Raw genomic sequence first — 15292 nt, 5'->3', positions numbered from 1 at the left:
CTATTTTTGTTTTAATAACCAGGCGGGAAAGTCGACCGTCTCGTTCGCGCCAAAACGATGCCGCTGGAATTCCTTTGCCGGCACTTTAAAATCCAGGCCGGCTTCGTCCAGCCGGTCAAAGTATTGCTGGAGCGCTATCCGGTCCGGGACAAAGAGGACCGCTTTTCCGATCTCGCCGCTGAAAGGCTCACCGGGAATGTGGGCGTATCTCCCTTCCCCGCCATAAAGGAGGACTGGGACTTTATTGCTTAAGGCCTCTTCGATCGTAGTCGAGGAAAAACTAACGATCAGGTCGGCCTCCGCCAGGACGTCAAGAAAGGATCTTTCTGTTTCAATTATGACATTATCCGCTGGGGGGAGATAGCGCTTCAACGCTTCGAGCGTCAGCTCGTAATCATTTTGCCGGAACTTGACGATCAGCTTGATCCTTGGCCGCCCCGCAACGGCCGCGGCCAACTCCTGAAGAGCTTTGACGTATTCATCGGCAGTTTCGTAAATATAGCGGCGGTTATGCCGCATCTTAAAGGTCCCGGCGTGAACGACCGTCAGTTGCGACCGTTCAGCTGGGTTCGCTTTTTCAATCCGCCTTCCCCAGAGGGTCGGCTGGATATTTACCAGGCGGTCGGGATCAGCGAGCATTTTAAGAGCCAGCGTCCCGGCATGAGGCGACTGAACTGCCGAATATCGGTAATGTCCGACCAAAATGTTTTTCGCCAGCTGCTCATGCTCTCTAGCCGCGTATTTTTCAGTGTGCAAAACATGTGAGCCATGGCTGATCAGCACAGAGGGGATATTAAATTTTTTCGTTATCTCTCCCAAAGCGCCATAAACTTCCAAGTTCATTTGCGAGATCACGTATGTCGGTCTGATCGCCTCCAGCGCTTTCTCCAAGCCGAAAGCCAGATAATGCACTCCCAGCAGATACGGCGCGAGGTCGGATCTGATCTTTTCCGTTAAGATCCCGGATATATTCACTCCCATATAAGTCAAGACGTCATTATTCTTCCCGAAGAAACCCATAATATTCTCAGAATATTCTTTTGGCGCTTCTTTCTCATACGAACCGATGTTCGCCCGGGCAAACGTCTTAATGGGAAAAATAAAATCGAGCGGATAACCGGTCGCGCGATCTTTGATCTTTCGTTTAACCAAGACGGAAACCAATATCCCCAAGGCCTGGACAACTTCCATCAAGCCCTCGCGCCCGTTATAGAATCCGCCGACCGCCAATCCGTTTTCCTCCTTGCGCAGATCGTCACAGACACGGTCAAGGTTATATTTAAAACTTGGCACCAACAGGGTCCTTCTCCTTTTTAGGAGCGCGGCCGCCAATTTCAGCACTTGCGAACTAACCCAATTGCAGGCCAAATTGAATCGACTTTGGCCAAACTTTTCAGCCATAGGTTGGACTGTCCAGGGCGACAGTTTTAGCGGCACAAAGCCGATCGCTCTCATAGTACACATTTTTTCCGCTAGCCGTCCCAGATAAAGCTGGTTGTCTTCGACCCAGGGGGAAAGAGTCACTTCCGATTTATGTTTGAAAGCCGCAATTTGTGAATAGCTATTTTGGGCTAAACACTTATCTAATAATTCGATATTCCAAAGGAGGTGCCGCCAGATCAGAACCAGATAGTAAAAACTGGCATTAACAAACCAATCTTCTGGTCGCCTCCCCTTGCTTTTGTCTAGCTCTCCCCTTAGGGACGACTCGATCTCAGCGCACTTTTCCATCACCAGTTGAAAGGAAGCCGTGTCAATAATATCCGATGTATCAAGACTGATAATATTATTCTGCGCCAAAAATGACCTGATATTCGGGTTAAGCGCCAAGACCGACCAATCGTTCAGTTCAAGCTCCCGGAGCGCCTGTTTTGCTTCGTTCATATCCTCGATGATCAATAATTGGTTTTTATTCACGGTTTGATAAACTCCAATTTTTTGGCAATATCTTCGACTAGCCCATGAACTGGAAAGGCCAAACACTTTTCATAGGCTGGGTTCAAAGGATCGCCGGACCAATTAAAATGATAAAGACTGGTCTCGACCCCATGTTCCGAAAGCAGAACGGCCTGCTTCCCTTTGATGACCGGTTCTGGAGCCCCTCTTAACAAAGGAGCAATGCCAGGCCCGGCACCAGCTTCCACCGCCCTTTTCATCCAAACCGGCCACTCACTGCTCAGCGGAGATTTTAATAATGCCGCTAGATTGCGCTGACGAGCGGCAAGTTCGATCTTGACCGCGGCCGTAACGTCATTCTCGGACAACCATTTTGTGAGATGAGGATCAAGCGCCTTGACCTGGCTTTTAAGGATCGTGTTAATTTGACCGTAAGGATCTTCGCCCACTAAACCTTGTTTTACCAAGGCAGCCATGAGCTTGACCGAGCCCTCTTCGGGCTCAAAAGCCAGTGGTCGATCGTTCACGGTCGCCAGCCCTCCCCCAGTAACACCAAGCAATTTCGACAAGCTTAGTACCCGGATAATAGTTTTAAAGTTTTTGGCCGCATTGAGCTTGTCCGCAAAATAATGAGCCGAGTCAACCATGTCTTTGATGAAGACCGCGCCGGTAAAACGGGCTTCCAATTCCCCCAATACCCCCGCCGACAACGGCCACCCCCATTGTTCATACACCAAAACACCAGCACATTTGATCTCCCCGGCGATCACCTCGTTAATGGGAATAGGCATGGCATACGCCCCCACCGCGTTGATCACGCATTGGGAGCTCCACTCCGGGATGGCAACGCGATCGCCGCGGTCAAGCCCCGCTTCAGTGAGCGCTTGGCTAAGCGCCTGCCGGCCGCTGGGAAAAATATTCCTAAGCGGGAAATTTCCCAGTCCCGGATTTTGTACGGCCATATCTCTCCACAATTTGATCATAATATGGCCTTTGCCTGCTCAAAAAATTCTTGGCGGCTAACCGGCCAGGCGACTTCCGCCTGGAACTTTCTGATCGGCAGACGACCTTTGTTTAGGAATTCGCGGTTATCATCAACGATCATCTTGAACGACCTTAAGCCGGCCGACGCTTCATAAAAAATAATCCCCGCCGCGGCCAATTCACGGTCGATCTCCTTCCCGCGCACGGTAGCCTGCAGGCATTCCCATTCATTATGGAAAACCAAAGTTGGCACTCCCGCCTGGACAGATTCAGCAAAACCAGTACTCACCGTATCCCACAAAACCAGATCAACCATGGCAAACAGCTCATGCGGTTTTTGACTGACAATCCCAACACTCCCGGCTTTCAGTTCATCGGCAAACACTTCCTTGATCGGGTCATTAGCGTAGGTTCCGGGAAAAGGCTTGTACAAAACCCTTAGTCCCGGATACAGTCGCTTTAACTCTTTAAGATATTGGAGCACCTGCAAGCGGTGAACCCGGTTTTTTTCAGGGGAAATTTCTTCGAGATCGGTCATAAAATCCATCAGCGGTCCGGAGGGATAAAAAAGAGTAAGCTCCTGCCCGTTGATCACCGGCTTATTCCATTTCGGGATTGCGGTTAGGTATGTGCTGCCGAAACTAATCGTTTTTAACCTCGGAAGAAGGACCTCGCCTTTAAGCCAGTCACTATCATTCTTCCCCCAGGCGAAATAATAATCAAGAAAAGCCAACTCATTGGCCGCTTGTTTGCGGGAACTGATCATGTTTGATGCTCCGTGCTGATGGCCGATCAACAAGGCTTTCTTTCGCTTGGCCAGCAAGGCAAAGATCTTAAAATTGTCATTACGATAATAACCGGTTGCGGAGTGGACCTGTTTTATATCCCAGCCGATTAGGAGCCGCGAATAATAAGCTAACGTCTCAGGCAGGCCTTCAACCACCGCCACCGGCAGAGCCCGATCAACAAAATCGGCAAAGAGAATGGCTAATGAATCACGGGTTGAATTATTAAGATTCGGCAAGATATTATTGATCCATGCGATAAATACTTTCTCAAAGACGTCACGCATATTGAACCGAAGGGTCAAATTGATCGTCACGGAAGGTAGCTGATAATTAAAAATCATCATCTCCCGATCTTCAAGCAGATATTTCATCTTTTCCGTCTTATCAGCGAGCTTGCGCGGTTTGCTTCTTCTGATCCTGGCAAGCTCAGATCGATCAAGAAAACGCCTGATGATCTTTTTGGGGTTAAAAAGCTCGCCAACACTCCACCGGTTGAACAATTTCGCCTTGGCGCTCGAGCCTGTCCGGGCGATTGCTTCCCCGCGAAGTGCCTTGGCCAGCCGGCCAAGCAACTGCCGGTTGATATCCTGATCGTAGTAATATCTTTCAAGAGAAATAAAGCTGTTCAAGTAATAGTATCGATCAGCGGAAATATTCACAGTTTCACCACTCTCGTTGTTCTTTTCGCTCACTACCGTCCGCAGAAGTCTCTCCACGAAGAAATTGCAGGCCACATGGACCGGAAAACGGTAGAGCAAACGAAATTCTTCGCCGGCCAGGTCACCGGACGTCACGATTCTGGCCGCATAGAGTTCGGTCAGCAATTCGTCAACCAAGCGGCCAGTTTGGCTGGCTATTTCGCGCTGGTCATATTCACCGGTCCAGTCCGACCTATTGTAATCTAGCAAAGGCCTCTGCATACCCGTATTTATTCTCCTTGCCTCTTTGCCGGCAATTATCAACCACCGCTCTGAGCGAGAGCGGGCTGGGAAACTCTTTGAGTTCTTCCTTATAAGTTCTGATGGCCGCTTTTTTACTTTGGATATAAGAAGAGATATTAACAACATTGTCTGGCTTGAATTTATTAATTTCAATCGGCGGCAAACAATCCATGTTCCCAGGGATCTCAAAACAAAACACCGCTCTTTTTTTTACCGGCTCCTTACTTGGTCTGAAAGCGGTCAGGACAGCCTCGCAACAAACCCGATGGTCACGGTTAATATCTCCCCAGTGATGGGTATAAATAATGTCGGGATCTGTCCCGGCCACGATCCGCTCGATCTCCTTAACGATATCCAACAAAGATATGCTGTCAAGCCGCTGATCGGCCAGTCCAAGCGCGTAGCAATTTTTCCTTTTGATCCCCAAGATAGCGGCCGACCGAAAAAGTTCTCTTTTTCTCTTTAAAATGAGCTTAGAGTATTTCTTTATCTCACTCTCTCTGGACACGCCGTGGCGGTAAACTCTCGAAGTCACCCCATCAGCCAGAGCGATGAGCCTAACCTCCGCACCCGCCTGAACGTGTTTGAGGATCGTTCCCCCGCAACCGAAGGCCTCGTCGTCGGGATGAGCAACAACGACCAGAACGTTCTTAGCGCTAAAAAACATCATCCACCCCCCGAATTCATGATTTATCAACCTCACCATCCGCAACCATCATTTTAATCTTTACCCTTGCCTTAACCATATTGCCAACCATCTCGGCCCCGGAAAATTCATATCTCGCCCCTCCCGATTCCAAAAAGGCCGACGGGTATCCGTCAGCATCAAGCATCCGGATATGGTCATAAATACTCGCCAATCCCTTTATTTTCGAAATATCACTTTCCGAAGGCTGGCGTCGCTTAAAATATTTTACGGGCCCTCTTTGCGGTTGTGGCACCGGCCGTTTTTTGATTATATGAGGGATCATTTCATTGAAAATAATTTCTGCCGCCCTAGTGAATATTTCTTGGGCGGTTCCTTTTAACCGCAAATCAGCTTTTAAATAAACGGGCCCTGCATCATAATCCCCAGTTACTCTGAAAGCAGATATTTTAGTTTTATATATTCCCCTCGAAATTAAGTTCTGCAATGGGCTGCCACCTCGGCCAAAGGGCAGATCGGTCATATGAAAGGCAATGCATTCCCATTTTTTATATATCGCTTCCGGTATTTTCCACGACCAATGCGGAAAAAAAATCAATTCTGGATCAACATGATTGATCTTCTGATAGGTTAATTCATCATAGCGACTGATAATCCGCATTGGATCCGCACTCTTTTTGGCAAAAGCGGCGGCCAGCTTGATGTTCCAGGGCTTAACCGTCGCCACAATATAGTTCCTCCTTTTCATCCCTGCATCCTAATGTTAAGAGCTTTCTCGACCTGGCCAACAAACTCAGTGCGCTTGACTGGATAAGCCAGCGCCTCTTGGAATACTTTGACTGCGTTACTCTCAGAACGAGAAATAGCGGACCGGTCATTTATAATTCGTTTAAATGCATTCAAACCAGATTCGATATCGTAAAATACGATCCCTGCTTTTTCTAGTTCACCGTCGACCATCTTACCAAGCGGAAGAGCCTGTTGCTTTTCCCCGTTAGAATGGAAAACCATCGTCGGCACGCCAGCCGCCATTGATTCGGCAAAGCCGGTGCTGATCGTGTCCCAGAGCACCAGATCAACCTGATTGAAATAATGAATCGGCTTATCATAAACAATCTTAACCAGGCCCCGCCCTAATTCTTCAGCAAGGACGTCCTTAATTGGATCTTTGGCAAAGGTACCAGGAAATGGCTTATAAAGAATCTGCGCGGACGGAAATAGCTTTAGTACTGCCCTTAACATCATCAACACCTTTAAACGATGCTGTCGATTCTTTTCCGGTGACGCTCCCTCAAGATCATCCATAAAATCCAACAAAGGGCCGGAAGGATACAAAATGGTAAAAACCGGTGGACTCACGGCCTTCCTTTCCCATTTTTTTATTTCGCCAAGATAAGGACTGCCAAAATTAAATATTTTTAAATTGGCAAGAGGCGCGCCCTTGGCCAGCCAATCGCTATTCTTCACCCCCCACGAAAAAAAATAATCGAGAAAGACCAACTCATTGCTAAAACCACGATGGTCAACAATAAAATTTGTTATCCCATGCTCATAGCCGACCAAAATTGCTTTTTCTCTTTTTGCCAAAACGGCAAATATCTTGAGATTGTCATTGTATTGAAACCCGGTAAAAGAATGTAGTTGCCTGACCGGCCAGTCCTTGAGGAGCACCCGATAATAAGAAAATCTCGGCCGCAAACCCTCGACAAGACTAGTCGGCAAAATATGCTCGGCAAATTCCGCATATATCAGGGCCAGGAATTGTTTTTCTTGATCATGAAGTCCGGATAATATTCCATCAATTTCAATTAAAAATAATTCGGTCAATACGGCGCGAATCTGCCGCCGAGTAATCCGATCGACCTCTTTTACCCGGGGGTTAAAATCAAAGGCAAAAATATGCGAAGCGGGCATGAACATTCTCATCCAATTAGAATAATCACAAATATAAACTGGCTTCATTAATTTCATAAAAATATTGGACCGGAGGCCGAGTAAATATTTTTTCACGTTCCTAAGTTTAAGCAATATGAAACTCGATTGATCGATTTTGACCGTTATTGGCATTATGACGTCTTTGGCCCGCTCTTCCGCGCCAAATACTGAAGCGATCTGATTAAGCAACGTATAATTGACGGAAAAATCATAATAATAACTCTGAACTGCTTCGACCGTATTGTTATAATATTTGTTCTCCTTGGTAGCCGGCGGATAAATCTCTCGGTTCAAATATTGGCGCAACAGCCGCTCGACAAAAATATTGGTGGCTACATGCACCGGAAAACGGATGACCAGCGCTAATTCATCGCGGGTTAAGCCGGAAAATACTTCGATTTTACTCTGGTGCAGCCGGTCGATCACTTGATCGATAAATTTATTCGTTTTTTCAACGATCGCAGGCTGATCATATTTATCCGTCCAATCCACTATCTGCCTCCGATCTGATAATCAAGGGTGAGCTGGTTTAGCTTGGTCGACAATTCTTTCTGCATATATTCTTTGTCAAAATATTTCACTCCCCGATAATATGTGACCGTTTCACCGCCAAACCCACGTTTAAAATTAGAAATGCTAACTTCTTTATCGCTCGGCAAATCGTTGAACTGCGGGCCAAATTGCTGAACGCCGATCTCATAGGTCTTGAAGCCCAGGTTCTTGAGATACTTGATCGTTTCCCACTGAATGACATGGGAAATAGGCACGTCATCTTTAAAATCAGGATCATCACTGGCCGAGGCGTAATAGGCAGCGCTTTTATAGATGCAAACATAAGAAAAGCCGACAAATCGTCCCTCGAAGCTCAGGCCACAAAGCAACCCTTCGCCATCTTTGATCCAGCGATACATCATTTCAAAAGTCTCAACCGGACGGGTCACCCGGCCCGCCGCTTTATGATGCAATAACCGATATTGGTCAAAAATGGTTTTGTCCGCGTTATGGCGATCAATGAAATCCACTTTATAGTGTTTCGATCCGCGGTTAATATCGTACTTATGCCCTTTCCTGACCGCCGCCCAGATATCATCGATGGGCCGGTCAAGCTGAATCAATTCCGTATTAAGAGAATCATCAAGATAGCCGAGTTTGACCAGCCAGTTGAATTTCATCGTGGTCTTCGCCAGCGGACTGGAACGAAAATATATTTTTTTAATCGACCCCCCCCCGGCCAGCTCATCGATTTTTTCAAAAATGTATTTAATTACTTTTTCCCGCCGGCTACCGGACAGGCCATTGGCTAGCGCGGGAAGCGCCCCATATCGACCGCCACCTCTGGCGGCAAAAAGATCTTTTTCACAGAGCAGCGGACAGATGGCGATTAGGCCGGTGTCATCTTTAACAAGGAAAGAGAGGTTGTTCGTCCCAAAATTTTCCTGGCCGTAGACGACACAGTAATCAAGCCATTTTATCGTATGCCAAAACCAAGCATCGTCTGATTGGCAACAAAAGTTGTCCCAGTCAGTCCGGTTGTTTTCAGTCAACGGCACTACTTGCATTCCGGCCTCGATTTTAATTCAAAAAAAACACTGCCAATGGTGCGGACAGCCACGCCAGAGCTGAATTGGGGGGAATATTCCACGGTTTTACCATGATTAATGTCCAACCACCATTTAACATCATGAAAACCGAATCGATGCCGAAAAAATACCGTGCTGGAAATACGCGGATTTATCTCAAAAGGGAAAAAACCGGCCTTCGTCTTGCGCATCTGGACATTCATCGGCCCGACCAAACGACATAACCTGGCGAGCCTGGTCACTAGCCTGGTGATCCGCGGGTCCTCCGCCAATCGGGCGAATTTCGTCATGCTGCCATAACCAAGCTGACGTTTAAAGGCCATGGAAAGAACCTTTTTCCCATCGGAAAACACGGCAACCGTATATTCCTCGTCCTCCGTTCCAACCAACTCCTGAATGATCGATCTCGGATTTCTCCGGAGATAAAAATCCATCGCCGCCTGGTCCTCGACGCGGACCAAGCCTTTCCCGCCGCAACTATGCCGATCTTTTAGCAACAAGGGAAATGATAAGTTGCCCCGATAATCTTCGGGCAGATAGGTCCGCGGCGCCTTAAAACCATGGGCCTTCAAATATTCGATGGTCAGGTATTTATCCAGGAATTTATCAATAATCTTCCTGTTCAACACCAGGACCTTAACACCTAATTTCTCAAAACGCCTCTTTTCCAGCGAGAAATAATCGATCTCACCTTCAGTCAGCGGAATAATATGGCTAAGATTCAATTCTGCGATAGACCTTAAGATGAACTTTTCGTACCTTTGCCGGTCAGAGACAGAGGGAGCAGTTTTAAAGACATCCAGCAGGGCCCGCCCGGCCGCGTAGCGATCAAGATCGCAACCACAGAGTCGTTCCGCATACTCTGTTTCCAGCAAACAGCCTGTCACCGATTGTCCAATATCACCACCAACCCCGGTCAATAATATTCGGCCCGCTTTATCTATTTTCATCTTGCCCTTTCATCAACACTTGAGACAGATACGGCAATTCCGGGTCGTTTCGGCGCGCTTCCGCCGCGACCGCCCCAACGTCATATTGGGTCAGCCTGAATTCGACCGCCAATCCGGTCGTGTTTAGGATCGCCCAGCTCGCACCCGGCCGGCCGTCACGCGGCTGACCGACCGAACCAGGGTTCAAGAATGTTACGCCCTTGTTTTTTTTCAACAATGGATAATGGGTATGCCCCATGATCACCAGGTCATATTCCCCTTGAGCAACAGACCGATCAAAAACGTTTTCTGGCGCATCTGGATAAATATATTCGTCACGATCAAGCGGTGAACCGTGGCAAAGGATGATTTTTTTTCCCTCGATAACAAGTTCCCGCCGCCAGGGAAGAGCTTGCAACACGTTTATCTGCTCGTTGCTCAACTGTTCCGCCGCTTTCTTCAACGCCGATCCGTACTTGCTATTGTACTTAGCTCTTTGCCGGTCATCCCAAACCGAATGAGCCGCCAGCATCTCGTCATGATTCCCCTGGACCATTTCATAATCAAAATCGGACAAAACCACGAAAACCTCATCGGGATGATAATAATAACCAACCAGATCACCGGCAATAAGTAGCCGATCAATCCCCTCATTCCTGATCTCGTTCAACACCGCCTTCAAGGCCAGACTATTTCCGTGAATATCCCCCAGCACGGCAATTTTCACGCCATCCCCCCACTCTTGATTATTTCTAAAACTTGCTTAAAACTTCGGCCAGCCAACAATTCGGACGACGGCTCAACAATCTGATCGCTCCCCGTCTCCCCCGGCAACCCGATCGGGCTTTGACCAGGCAAAAAAACGGCGCAAATTTCCTTCAGCATGTCGGCGATGGTTACCGGCACTGGGCCAGCCGCAAAATGTGTCCCGATAATTTTACGATCTATCGCGTTAACAATCGTCGCGGCCAGATCATCGACATAAACATAATTACGCTTCGCTTTTCCATCTCCAACCAACGTCGGAAGGTTCCCGAGCATCGCCTGGTCGATCGCCCGGTTCAAAGCAAGATGCCCCGGCCCATTATGACCATAGATCCCAGAGATCCGGAGAATCAGGTGCTCAAGGCCGGCGGCCCGGACCAGCTCTTCCCCCAGCCATTTGCTACGGGCGTAGGCCGTATCTGGAGCGATCCCGGTCGCCTGGTTGATCAACGCCGTTCTCAATCCATGCACAGTTATTGACGAAGCGAAAACAAAATACGCCCCCGTCGCTTTTGCCCAACGAGCCAGTTCGGCCGTTGCCACAACATTGGGAACGAACAAATCGTCCATTATATTTTCAAAATTAACCACCGCCGCCAAATGAACAATAACGTCGGCCTTTGGTAGGCGTGAAATTTTAGCGAAAAAATCGTTATCCGCCAGATCGACAACAAACTCCTCATTTTCACCGGTTGCCACCCGATCAATCGATCTGACATGAAAGCCATGTTTCTTGAGCCGTCGGCTGACCGCTTTCCCGAGAAAACCAGCCGCGCCGGTCACGACAACTGTTCTCTTCATTTCAGATCATGTCCTTCGTAATCCATTGATCCGCCTTAATATCTCTCCGGGCAACCCGACCAATAACCTTGCGCTCGTCTCTCGATTTAATCCCCAAACCCGGTCGTTTGACTGTCAACATTTCCGACGTTATCATCGTTCCGCTTTTTATATCATGAACAGCGTGCAAACTGCGACGAGCCAGGCGAAAATTTTCTCTTTCAGAATCAAGAACAACCTTTTTCCCGTCCCCAAGCAGTAACTCCGTATTCCTGAGATCGGCCACAAATGACCTTAGTTCATCTGGCTCCAGAGAAAATGGGTGATCGGGACCGGTCTGTTTCTTATCCAAGGTGATATGCTTTTCGATCACACAAGCCCCCAGGGCGACCGCGGCAATCGAAGAGATCGGGGTTAAGGTGTGATCAGAAAAGCCAATCGGCAATTTGAACGTTTCTTTTAACGTATTGATTGCGCGTAAATTAATGTCCCGGTAAACGGCCGGATACTGGCTAACACAATGAAGCAGAATAATATCCCGGCTACCCGACCTCCTTAAAACAGTCAACGCTTCCCTAATCAATTTTAAGTCGCTATTGCCGGTCGAGATAATGACTGGTTTGCCAGTCTGACCGATCGCTTTGAGCAATCGGAAATCATCCGTCTCATAGCTGGCAATCTTGAAGAAAGGAACATTCAAGCGATCCAGTTCTTTGACCGCCGCCAGGTCAAAAGGCGATGAGGCAAACAAGACGGCCCGTTCGCGACATCTCCGCCTAAGAACCTTATGCCATTCTCTCGGCATTTCCAGTCTTTTTATCAGCTCGTATGGCCCTTCGCCCGCTCTTGAGCGGCCCTCCATTTCGGAAAGCCGCGGAGTGAATTTTGAATAAAGCGTGTCAGCACTGTAAGTCTGAAATTTGACCGCATCGACCCCAGCCTCAGCCGCAAGATCGATCATCCGCAACGCCGTCTTCAAATCTCGATTATGGTTAGAGCCTATTTCGGCAATGATCAAAACCGGTTCGCCCTGGCCGACCAATCGGCCCCCGATCTTAACTTTATTTTTCATCTCACTCCCGCTCCCCTAAGTAATTTTCTTAATATCACGGAATTCTTCTTGAACGCTTCTAGCGTTTTGTATGACCGCTCCGGTATCTCCAGAGTAATTTTAGCGGACCGTCTTTTTTGAACCATGATCATGAACAGCCTCTTAAGGTCGATATTCCCATCCCCGAGCGCCAGATGCTGATCAAAACAACCAGTCGTATTGGCGTCACAAATATGGATGATCCCGGGCTTTAAGGCTAAATAACGCTCGGCATATTCCAGGTAATCCTGACCAAGAGCGAAAGCCGCTTTGACCGCGTGCGCGACATCAAAGCAAAAACCGACCCCCGCCACCCGCTGGATCTCTCTGATCTCCGCCGGCGTGCTGCCGACCCCCTTGGTCTCGAGCAGGGAAATAAACGGCATATTCTCAACCAACAGCCGATCGTCCTTCAGCGCTTTAAGCTGTTTCGCCGTTTCCCGGCAATCTCCCTTTAAGCCGGGGTGAATGATAATTTCCCGCGCCTTTAATTTATCGGCAAAGGCAACCGCCTCGGCAAGCAACTGATGATTACCTTTTCGTCGATCTTTGTCAGCCAGATTAAGCCCGTACATTTCATGTGGCGCGTGGATCACGTACGGGACATTTAGCCCCAGCCAATTTGAAATTGTTCCCCGAAAACTGCCCGGCACAGCGAAAAGCTCGACGTAATCACAATCACCACGAGCGAAAAGCTCGCCAGCCGTTTTAATCGCGGAAATATTCCTTGAAAACAATTTTAAGCCAACCTGATATCTCATTTTATTTATTTTTGACCGGCATGAAAAACCCAGAGATCTCTCGTCCTAGCCCAAGCTCGCTTAGCGCGCGGTAATAATTATTGGTCTTATCTACCGAGATGGAGTGCATCAGATTCTCGACCGCCACTCTTTCCTTATGGCATGACTTGCCTTTTGTCTTATCCCTAACATAATTCGTGTTCTCATTCATCAACCTTAGATCGATGGGATAATCAGAAATCATATCGACAGTTTTCCAGCCGCTCCGCAGGCAAATATTCCTGAGACCTTCATTATTGAAATAATGAAGATGATCGGGTAAGCAAACCCAAAACTCATCGTCAATATAGCCGTTACGAAGCAGAAACGTCTGGAGGCTGGAAAAATCATTTGGCACTTCGATAACGCACACTCCCTGGTCCGAGATAATTGATCGACAATCCTTAAGCAATTTATAAGGATCAAGCACATGCTCAAGAACATTATCAAGCCAGATCACGTCATATCTGTTCTCCTTGGCTATTATCGCGGATAGATTTTCATAGATATCACCGACAATCAGGTCATCGGCACATTCCGGATTGTTTTTTTTACATCCATATTCGCTGTAATCCAGGCCAACAACCTGCCACCCTTTACTCTTAAAGAATTTGAGTGCCCAACCCTCGCCGCACCCAACATCGAGAAAAGTTTTCTTATTACCGCCCAAATGTTCTTTTATTACCTGATATCTTTGTTCGATCTTATTTTGGAAATATTCGACCTCGGCCCTAGAATAAACGCTTTCATAAGACCCTTTATTTTCCTGAAAATAATTTTCCTTATAATAGTCTGTTAACTTTTCTTTTGAGGGCATATCGATCGCGCTGAAGAAGCCGTATTCGTTTTTCCGAACCTTATCGGTCATCATTCCAACCTCCTAAATCCGGCGTGGCAAACCGGGCCTTTAAGACAAGCTTCAACCCGCTTATCTTTTACCGCTTGGGCAATAAAAGCAAAAGATTCATCCGCCGCTTTAAAATAACCGGCGACATGTTCTGGTTTGTGGGCATAAGACGAATAAAAGGCGTTGCAAGCGAGATACCCCTTATCCAGCATTACCTGGGTGAATAGGGTTTTGAGCGCCAGGTGATTGTCGTAATCAAAGGAAAAATGGCCGAGCGGCGCGATGCCGGATACCGTTACCTTGAGGCCGTGCTTCTGCGCTTTTTCGGCCCAGCCGGCCTGGACTTCTTTACCGGTCTTGACCAGATGTTCCGGGACATTCTTCTCTTTCATCTTCTTTATCGTGGCGATTGCCGCGGTCGGCCCGACCCGCTCCGTCCAATAAGTACTGCTGATAAAAGTCTCCTGGGCGGCGGACATCGCGTCGCCCGTACCGATCACCGCTCCGATCGGAAAACCATTCCCCAACGCCTTGCCAAAGACCGCCAGGTCAGGCTTAAGACCGTATAACAGATGAGCCCCACCAAGATTTAAGCGCCAGCCGGAGCTGACCTCGTCGCAGATCATGACCACACCGGCTTGTTTAGTCGCCTGCCTGATCTCATCAAGAAAGCCGTCTTTTGGCTCGTAATTTCTGATCGTTTCCACCACGACCGCGGCGATCTTACCCTTATGTTTCTCCATCAACGACCGAAAACCTTTGATATCATTGTAAATAAACGGCTTAGCGGTCCCGATGAGACCGCGCGGAACACCTTTAGGAGAAAGCCCAGCTATCAAATGACCGTCCAGCGCTTGGTCATCGGCTAAATTGGCGGAAAGATACCAGTCATGCCAGCCATGATAGCCGCAAAAAAGAATGAGGTCTTTTCCTGTCCTGGCCCTGGCGATCCGAACGGCAACAGCCAACGCTTCTCCGCCGGTTCTCACGTACCTGACCATTCCTGCCCAGGGGTGCAGATCGCACAAAAGCTCGGCCAGTTCGACCTCTTCGGGACAGTTCAACGTCGTCATCGAACCTTTGTCGACCGCCTGTTTGACCGCTTTGTTCACGTCTGGGTCGGCATAGCCAAGAACGCAGGCACCGATACCCATATAGCTCATATCAATATATTTATTACCGTCCAGGTCCCAGACCTCGCACCCTGCGGCCCGCTCATAATAAGCCGGCCAGCGGTCTGGGAGGAACATTTCCGGCCGCTTGGACAGAAGCTGGGTCCCGCCCGGAATGATCTGCTTGGCTTTTTTATATAGATCTTGTGATTTTCCCATA

At 48.2% G+C, this 15292-nt stretch carries 14 protein-coding genes; all 14 read right to left on the bottom strand.

The genetic code is table 11. From position 1 onward, the window contains the following. The 14 genes from WC903_06635 to WC903_06570 all read right to left on the bottom strand — a co-directional run bounded on the left by WC903_06635 (position 1) and on the right by WC903_06570 (position 15291). Positions 1-1917: a hypothetical protein gene (locus WC903_06635; GenBank protein MFA5893611.1), complete on the bottom strand. Its 1917-nt coding sequence runs from the start codon at positions 1915-1917 to the stop codon at positions 1-3. After that, positions 1914-2858: a hypothetical protein gene (locus WC903_06630; protein ID MFA5893610.1), complete on the bottom strand. Its 945-nt coding sequence runs from the start codon at positions 2856-2858 to the stop codon at positions 1914-1916. Before WC903_06630 ends, WC903_06635 begins: the two co-directional genes overlap by 4 nt. 17 nt (positions 2859-2875) lie before the next feature. Continuing rightward, positions 2876-4588: a hypothetical protein gene (locus tag WC903_06625; protein ID MFA5893609.1), complete on the bottom strand. Its 1713-nt coding sequence runs from the start codon at positions 4586-4588 to the stop codon at positions 2876-2878. Continuing rightward, complete coding sequence (locus tag WC903_06620) at positions 4560-5315, bottom strand: PIG-L family deacetylase (protein ID MFA5893608.1); 756 nt, start codon at positions 5313-5315, stop codon at positions 4560-4562. Before WC903_06620 ends, WC903_06625 begins: the two co-directional genes overlap by 29 nt. Further along, the gene (locus tag WC903_06615; GenBank protein MFA5893607.1) at positions 5293-5982 is read right to left on the bottom strand and encodes a methionyl-tRNA formyltransferase; all 690 of its coding nucleotides are present in this window, start codon (positions 5980-5982) and stop codon (positions 5293-5295) included. Before WC903_06615 ends, WC903_06620 begins: the two co-directional genes overlap by 23 nt. Positions 5983-5999: 17 nt before the next feature. After that, positions 6000-7217, bottom strand: coding sequence for a hypothetical protein (locus WC903_06610; GenBank protein MFA5893606.1), 1218 nt, complete (start codon positions 7215-7217; stop codon positions 6000-6002). A 464-nt stretch (positions 7218-7681) separates the two neighbouring features. Beyond that, entirely contained in the window at positions 7682-8749 is a 1068-nt protein-coding gene (locus WC903_06605; protein MFA5893605.1) for a GNAT family N-acetyltransferase, read from the bottom strand. Then, positions 8740-9720 carry an ATP-grasp domain-containing protein gene (locus tag WC903_06600; GenBank protein ID MFA5893604.1) on the bottom strand — a complete coding sequence of 327 codons (981 nt, stop codon included), beginning with the start codon at positions 9718-9720 and terminating at the stop codon, positions 8740-8742. Before WC903_06600 ends, WC903_06605 begins: the two co-directional genes overlap by 10 nt. After that, the gene (locus WC903_06595; protein MFA5893603.1) at positions 9707-10426 is read right to left on the bottom strand and encodes a metallophosphoesterase family protein; all 720 of its coding nucleotides are present in this window, start codon (positions 10424-10426) and stop codon (positions 9707-9709) included. Before WC903_06595 ends, WC903_06600 begins: the two co-directional genes overlap by 14 nt. Continuing rightward, a complete protein-coding gene (locus WC903_06590; GenBank protein MFA5893602.1) occupies positions 10423-11265 on the bottom strand; it encodes an NAD-dependent epimerase/dehydratase family protein in 843 nt (280 codons plus the stop codon). The genes WC903_06595 and WC903_06590 overlap by 4 nt, the downstream gene beginning before the upstream one ends. A gap of 1 nt (position 11266) precedes the next feature. Next, positions 11267-12262 (bottom strand): N-acetylneuraminate synthase family protein, encoded by a 996-nt coding sequence (locus WC903_06585; protein MFA5893601.1) that lies wholly within the window; start codon positions 12260-12262, stop codon positions 11267-11269. Between the two features lie 50 nt (positions 12263-12312). Continuing rightward, the gene (locus WC903_06580; GenBank protein ID MFA5893600.1) at positions 12313-13095 is read right to left on the bottom strand and encodes a TIM barrel protein; all 783 of its coding nucleotides are present in this window, start codon (positions 13093-13095) and stop codon (positions 12313-12315) included. A gap of 1 nt (position 13096) precedes the next feature. Continuing rightward, the gene (locus WC903_06575; protein ID MFA5893599.1) at positions 13097-13984 is read right to left on the bottom strand and encodes a class I SAM-dependent methyltransferase; all 888 of its coding nucleotides are present in this window, start codon (positions 13982-13984) and stop codon (positions 13097-13099) included. After that, entirely contained in the window at positions 13981-15291 is a 1311-nt protein-coding gene (locus WC903_06570) for an aminotransferase class III-fold pyridoxal phosphate-dependent enzyme (GenBank protein ID MFA5893598.1), read from the bottom strand. The genes WC903_06575 and WC903_06570 overlap by 4 nt, the downstream gene beginning before the upstream one ends. Between the last annotated feature and the right edge of the window lies 1 nt (position 15292).

It is taken from the genome of Candidatus Margulisiibacteriota bacterium, from assembly GCA_041658645.1.
In the GTDB taxonomy this organism is placed as follows: Bacteria; Margulisbacteria; WOR-1; order O2-12-FULL-45-9; family XYB2-FULL-48-7; genus JBAZZV01.
The sequence above is the reverse complement of the archived record's forward strand: the minus strand, read 5'-3'. Positions and strand labels throughout refer to the sequence as shown.

Excerpts from the sequence above, each read along its gene's own strand:
- WC903_06630 (MFA5893610.1), bottom strand. The coding sequence starts at position 2,858 with ATGGCCGTACAAAATCCGGGACTGGGAAATTTCCCGCTTAGGAATATT.
- WC903_06610 (MFA5893606.1), bottom strand. The coding sequence starts at position 7,217 with ATGAAGCCAGTTTATATTTGTGATTATTCTAATTGGATGAGAATGTTC.
- WC903_06625 (MFA5893609.1), bottom strand. The coding sequence starts at position 4,588 with ATGCAGAGGCCTTTGCTAGATTACAATAGGTCGGACTGGACCGGTGAA.
- WC903_06605 (MFA5893605.1), bottom strand. The coding sequence starts at position 8,749 with ATGCAAGTAGTGCCGTTGACTGAAAACAACCGGACTGACTGGGACAAC.
- WC903_06570 (MFA5893598.1), bottom strand. The coding sequence starts at position 15,291 with ATGGGAAAATCACAAGATCTATATAAAAAAGCCAAGCAGATCATTCCG.
- WC903_06590 (MFA5893602.1), bottom strand. The coding sequence starts at position 11,265 with ATGAAGAGAACAGTTGTCGTGACCGGCGCGGCTGGTTTTCTCGGGAAA.
- WC903_06580 (MFA5893600.1), bottom strand. The coding sequence starts at position 13,095 with ATGAGATATCAGGTTGGCTTAAAATTGTTTTCAAGGAATATTTCCGCG.
- WC903_06575 (MFA5893599.1), bottom strand. The coding sequence starts at position 13,984 with ATGATGACCGATAAGGTTCGGAAAAACGAATACGGCTTCTTCAGCGCG.
- WC903_06620 (MFA5893608.1), bottom strand. The coding sequence starts at position 5,315 with ATGGTGAGGTTGATAAATCATGAATTCGGGGGGTGGATGATGTTTTTT.
- WC903_06600 (MFA5893604.1), bottom strand. The coding sequence starts at position 9,720 with ATGAAAATAGATAAAGCGGGCCGAATATTATTGACCGGGGTTGGTGGT.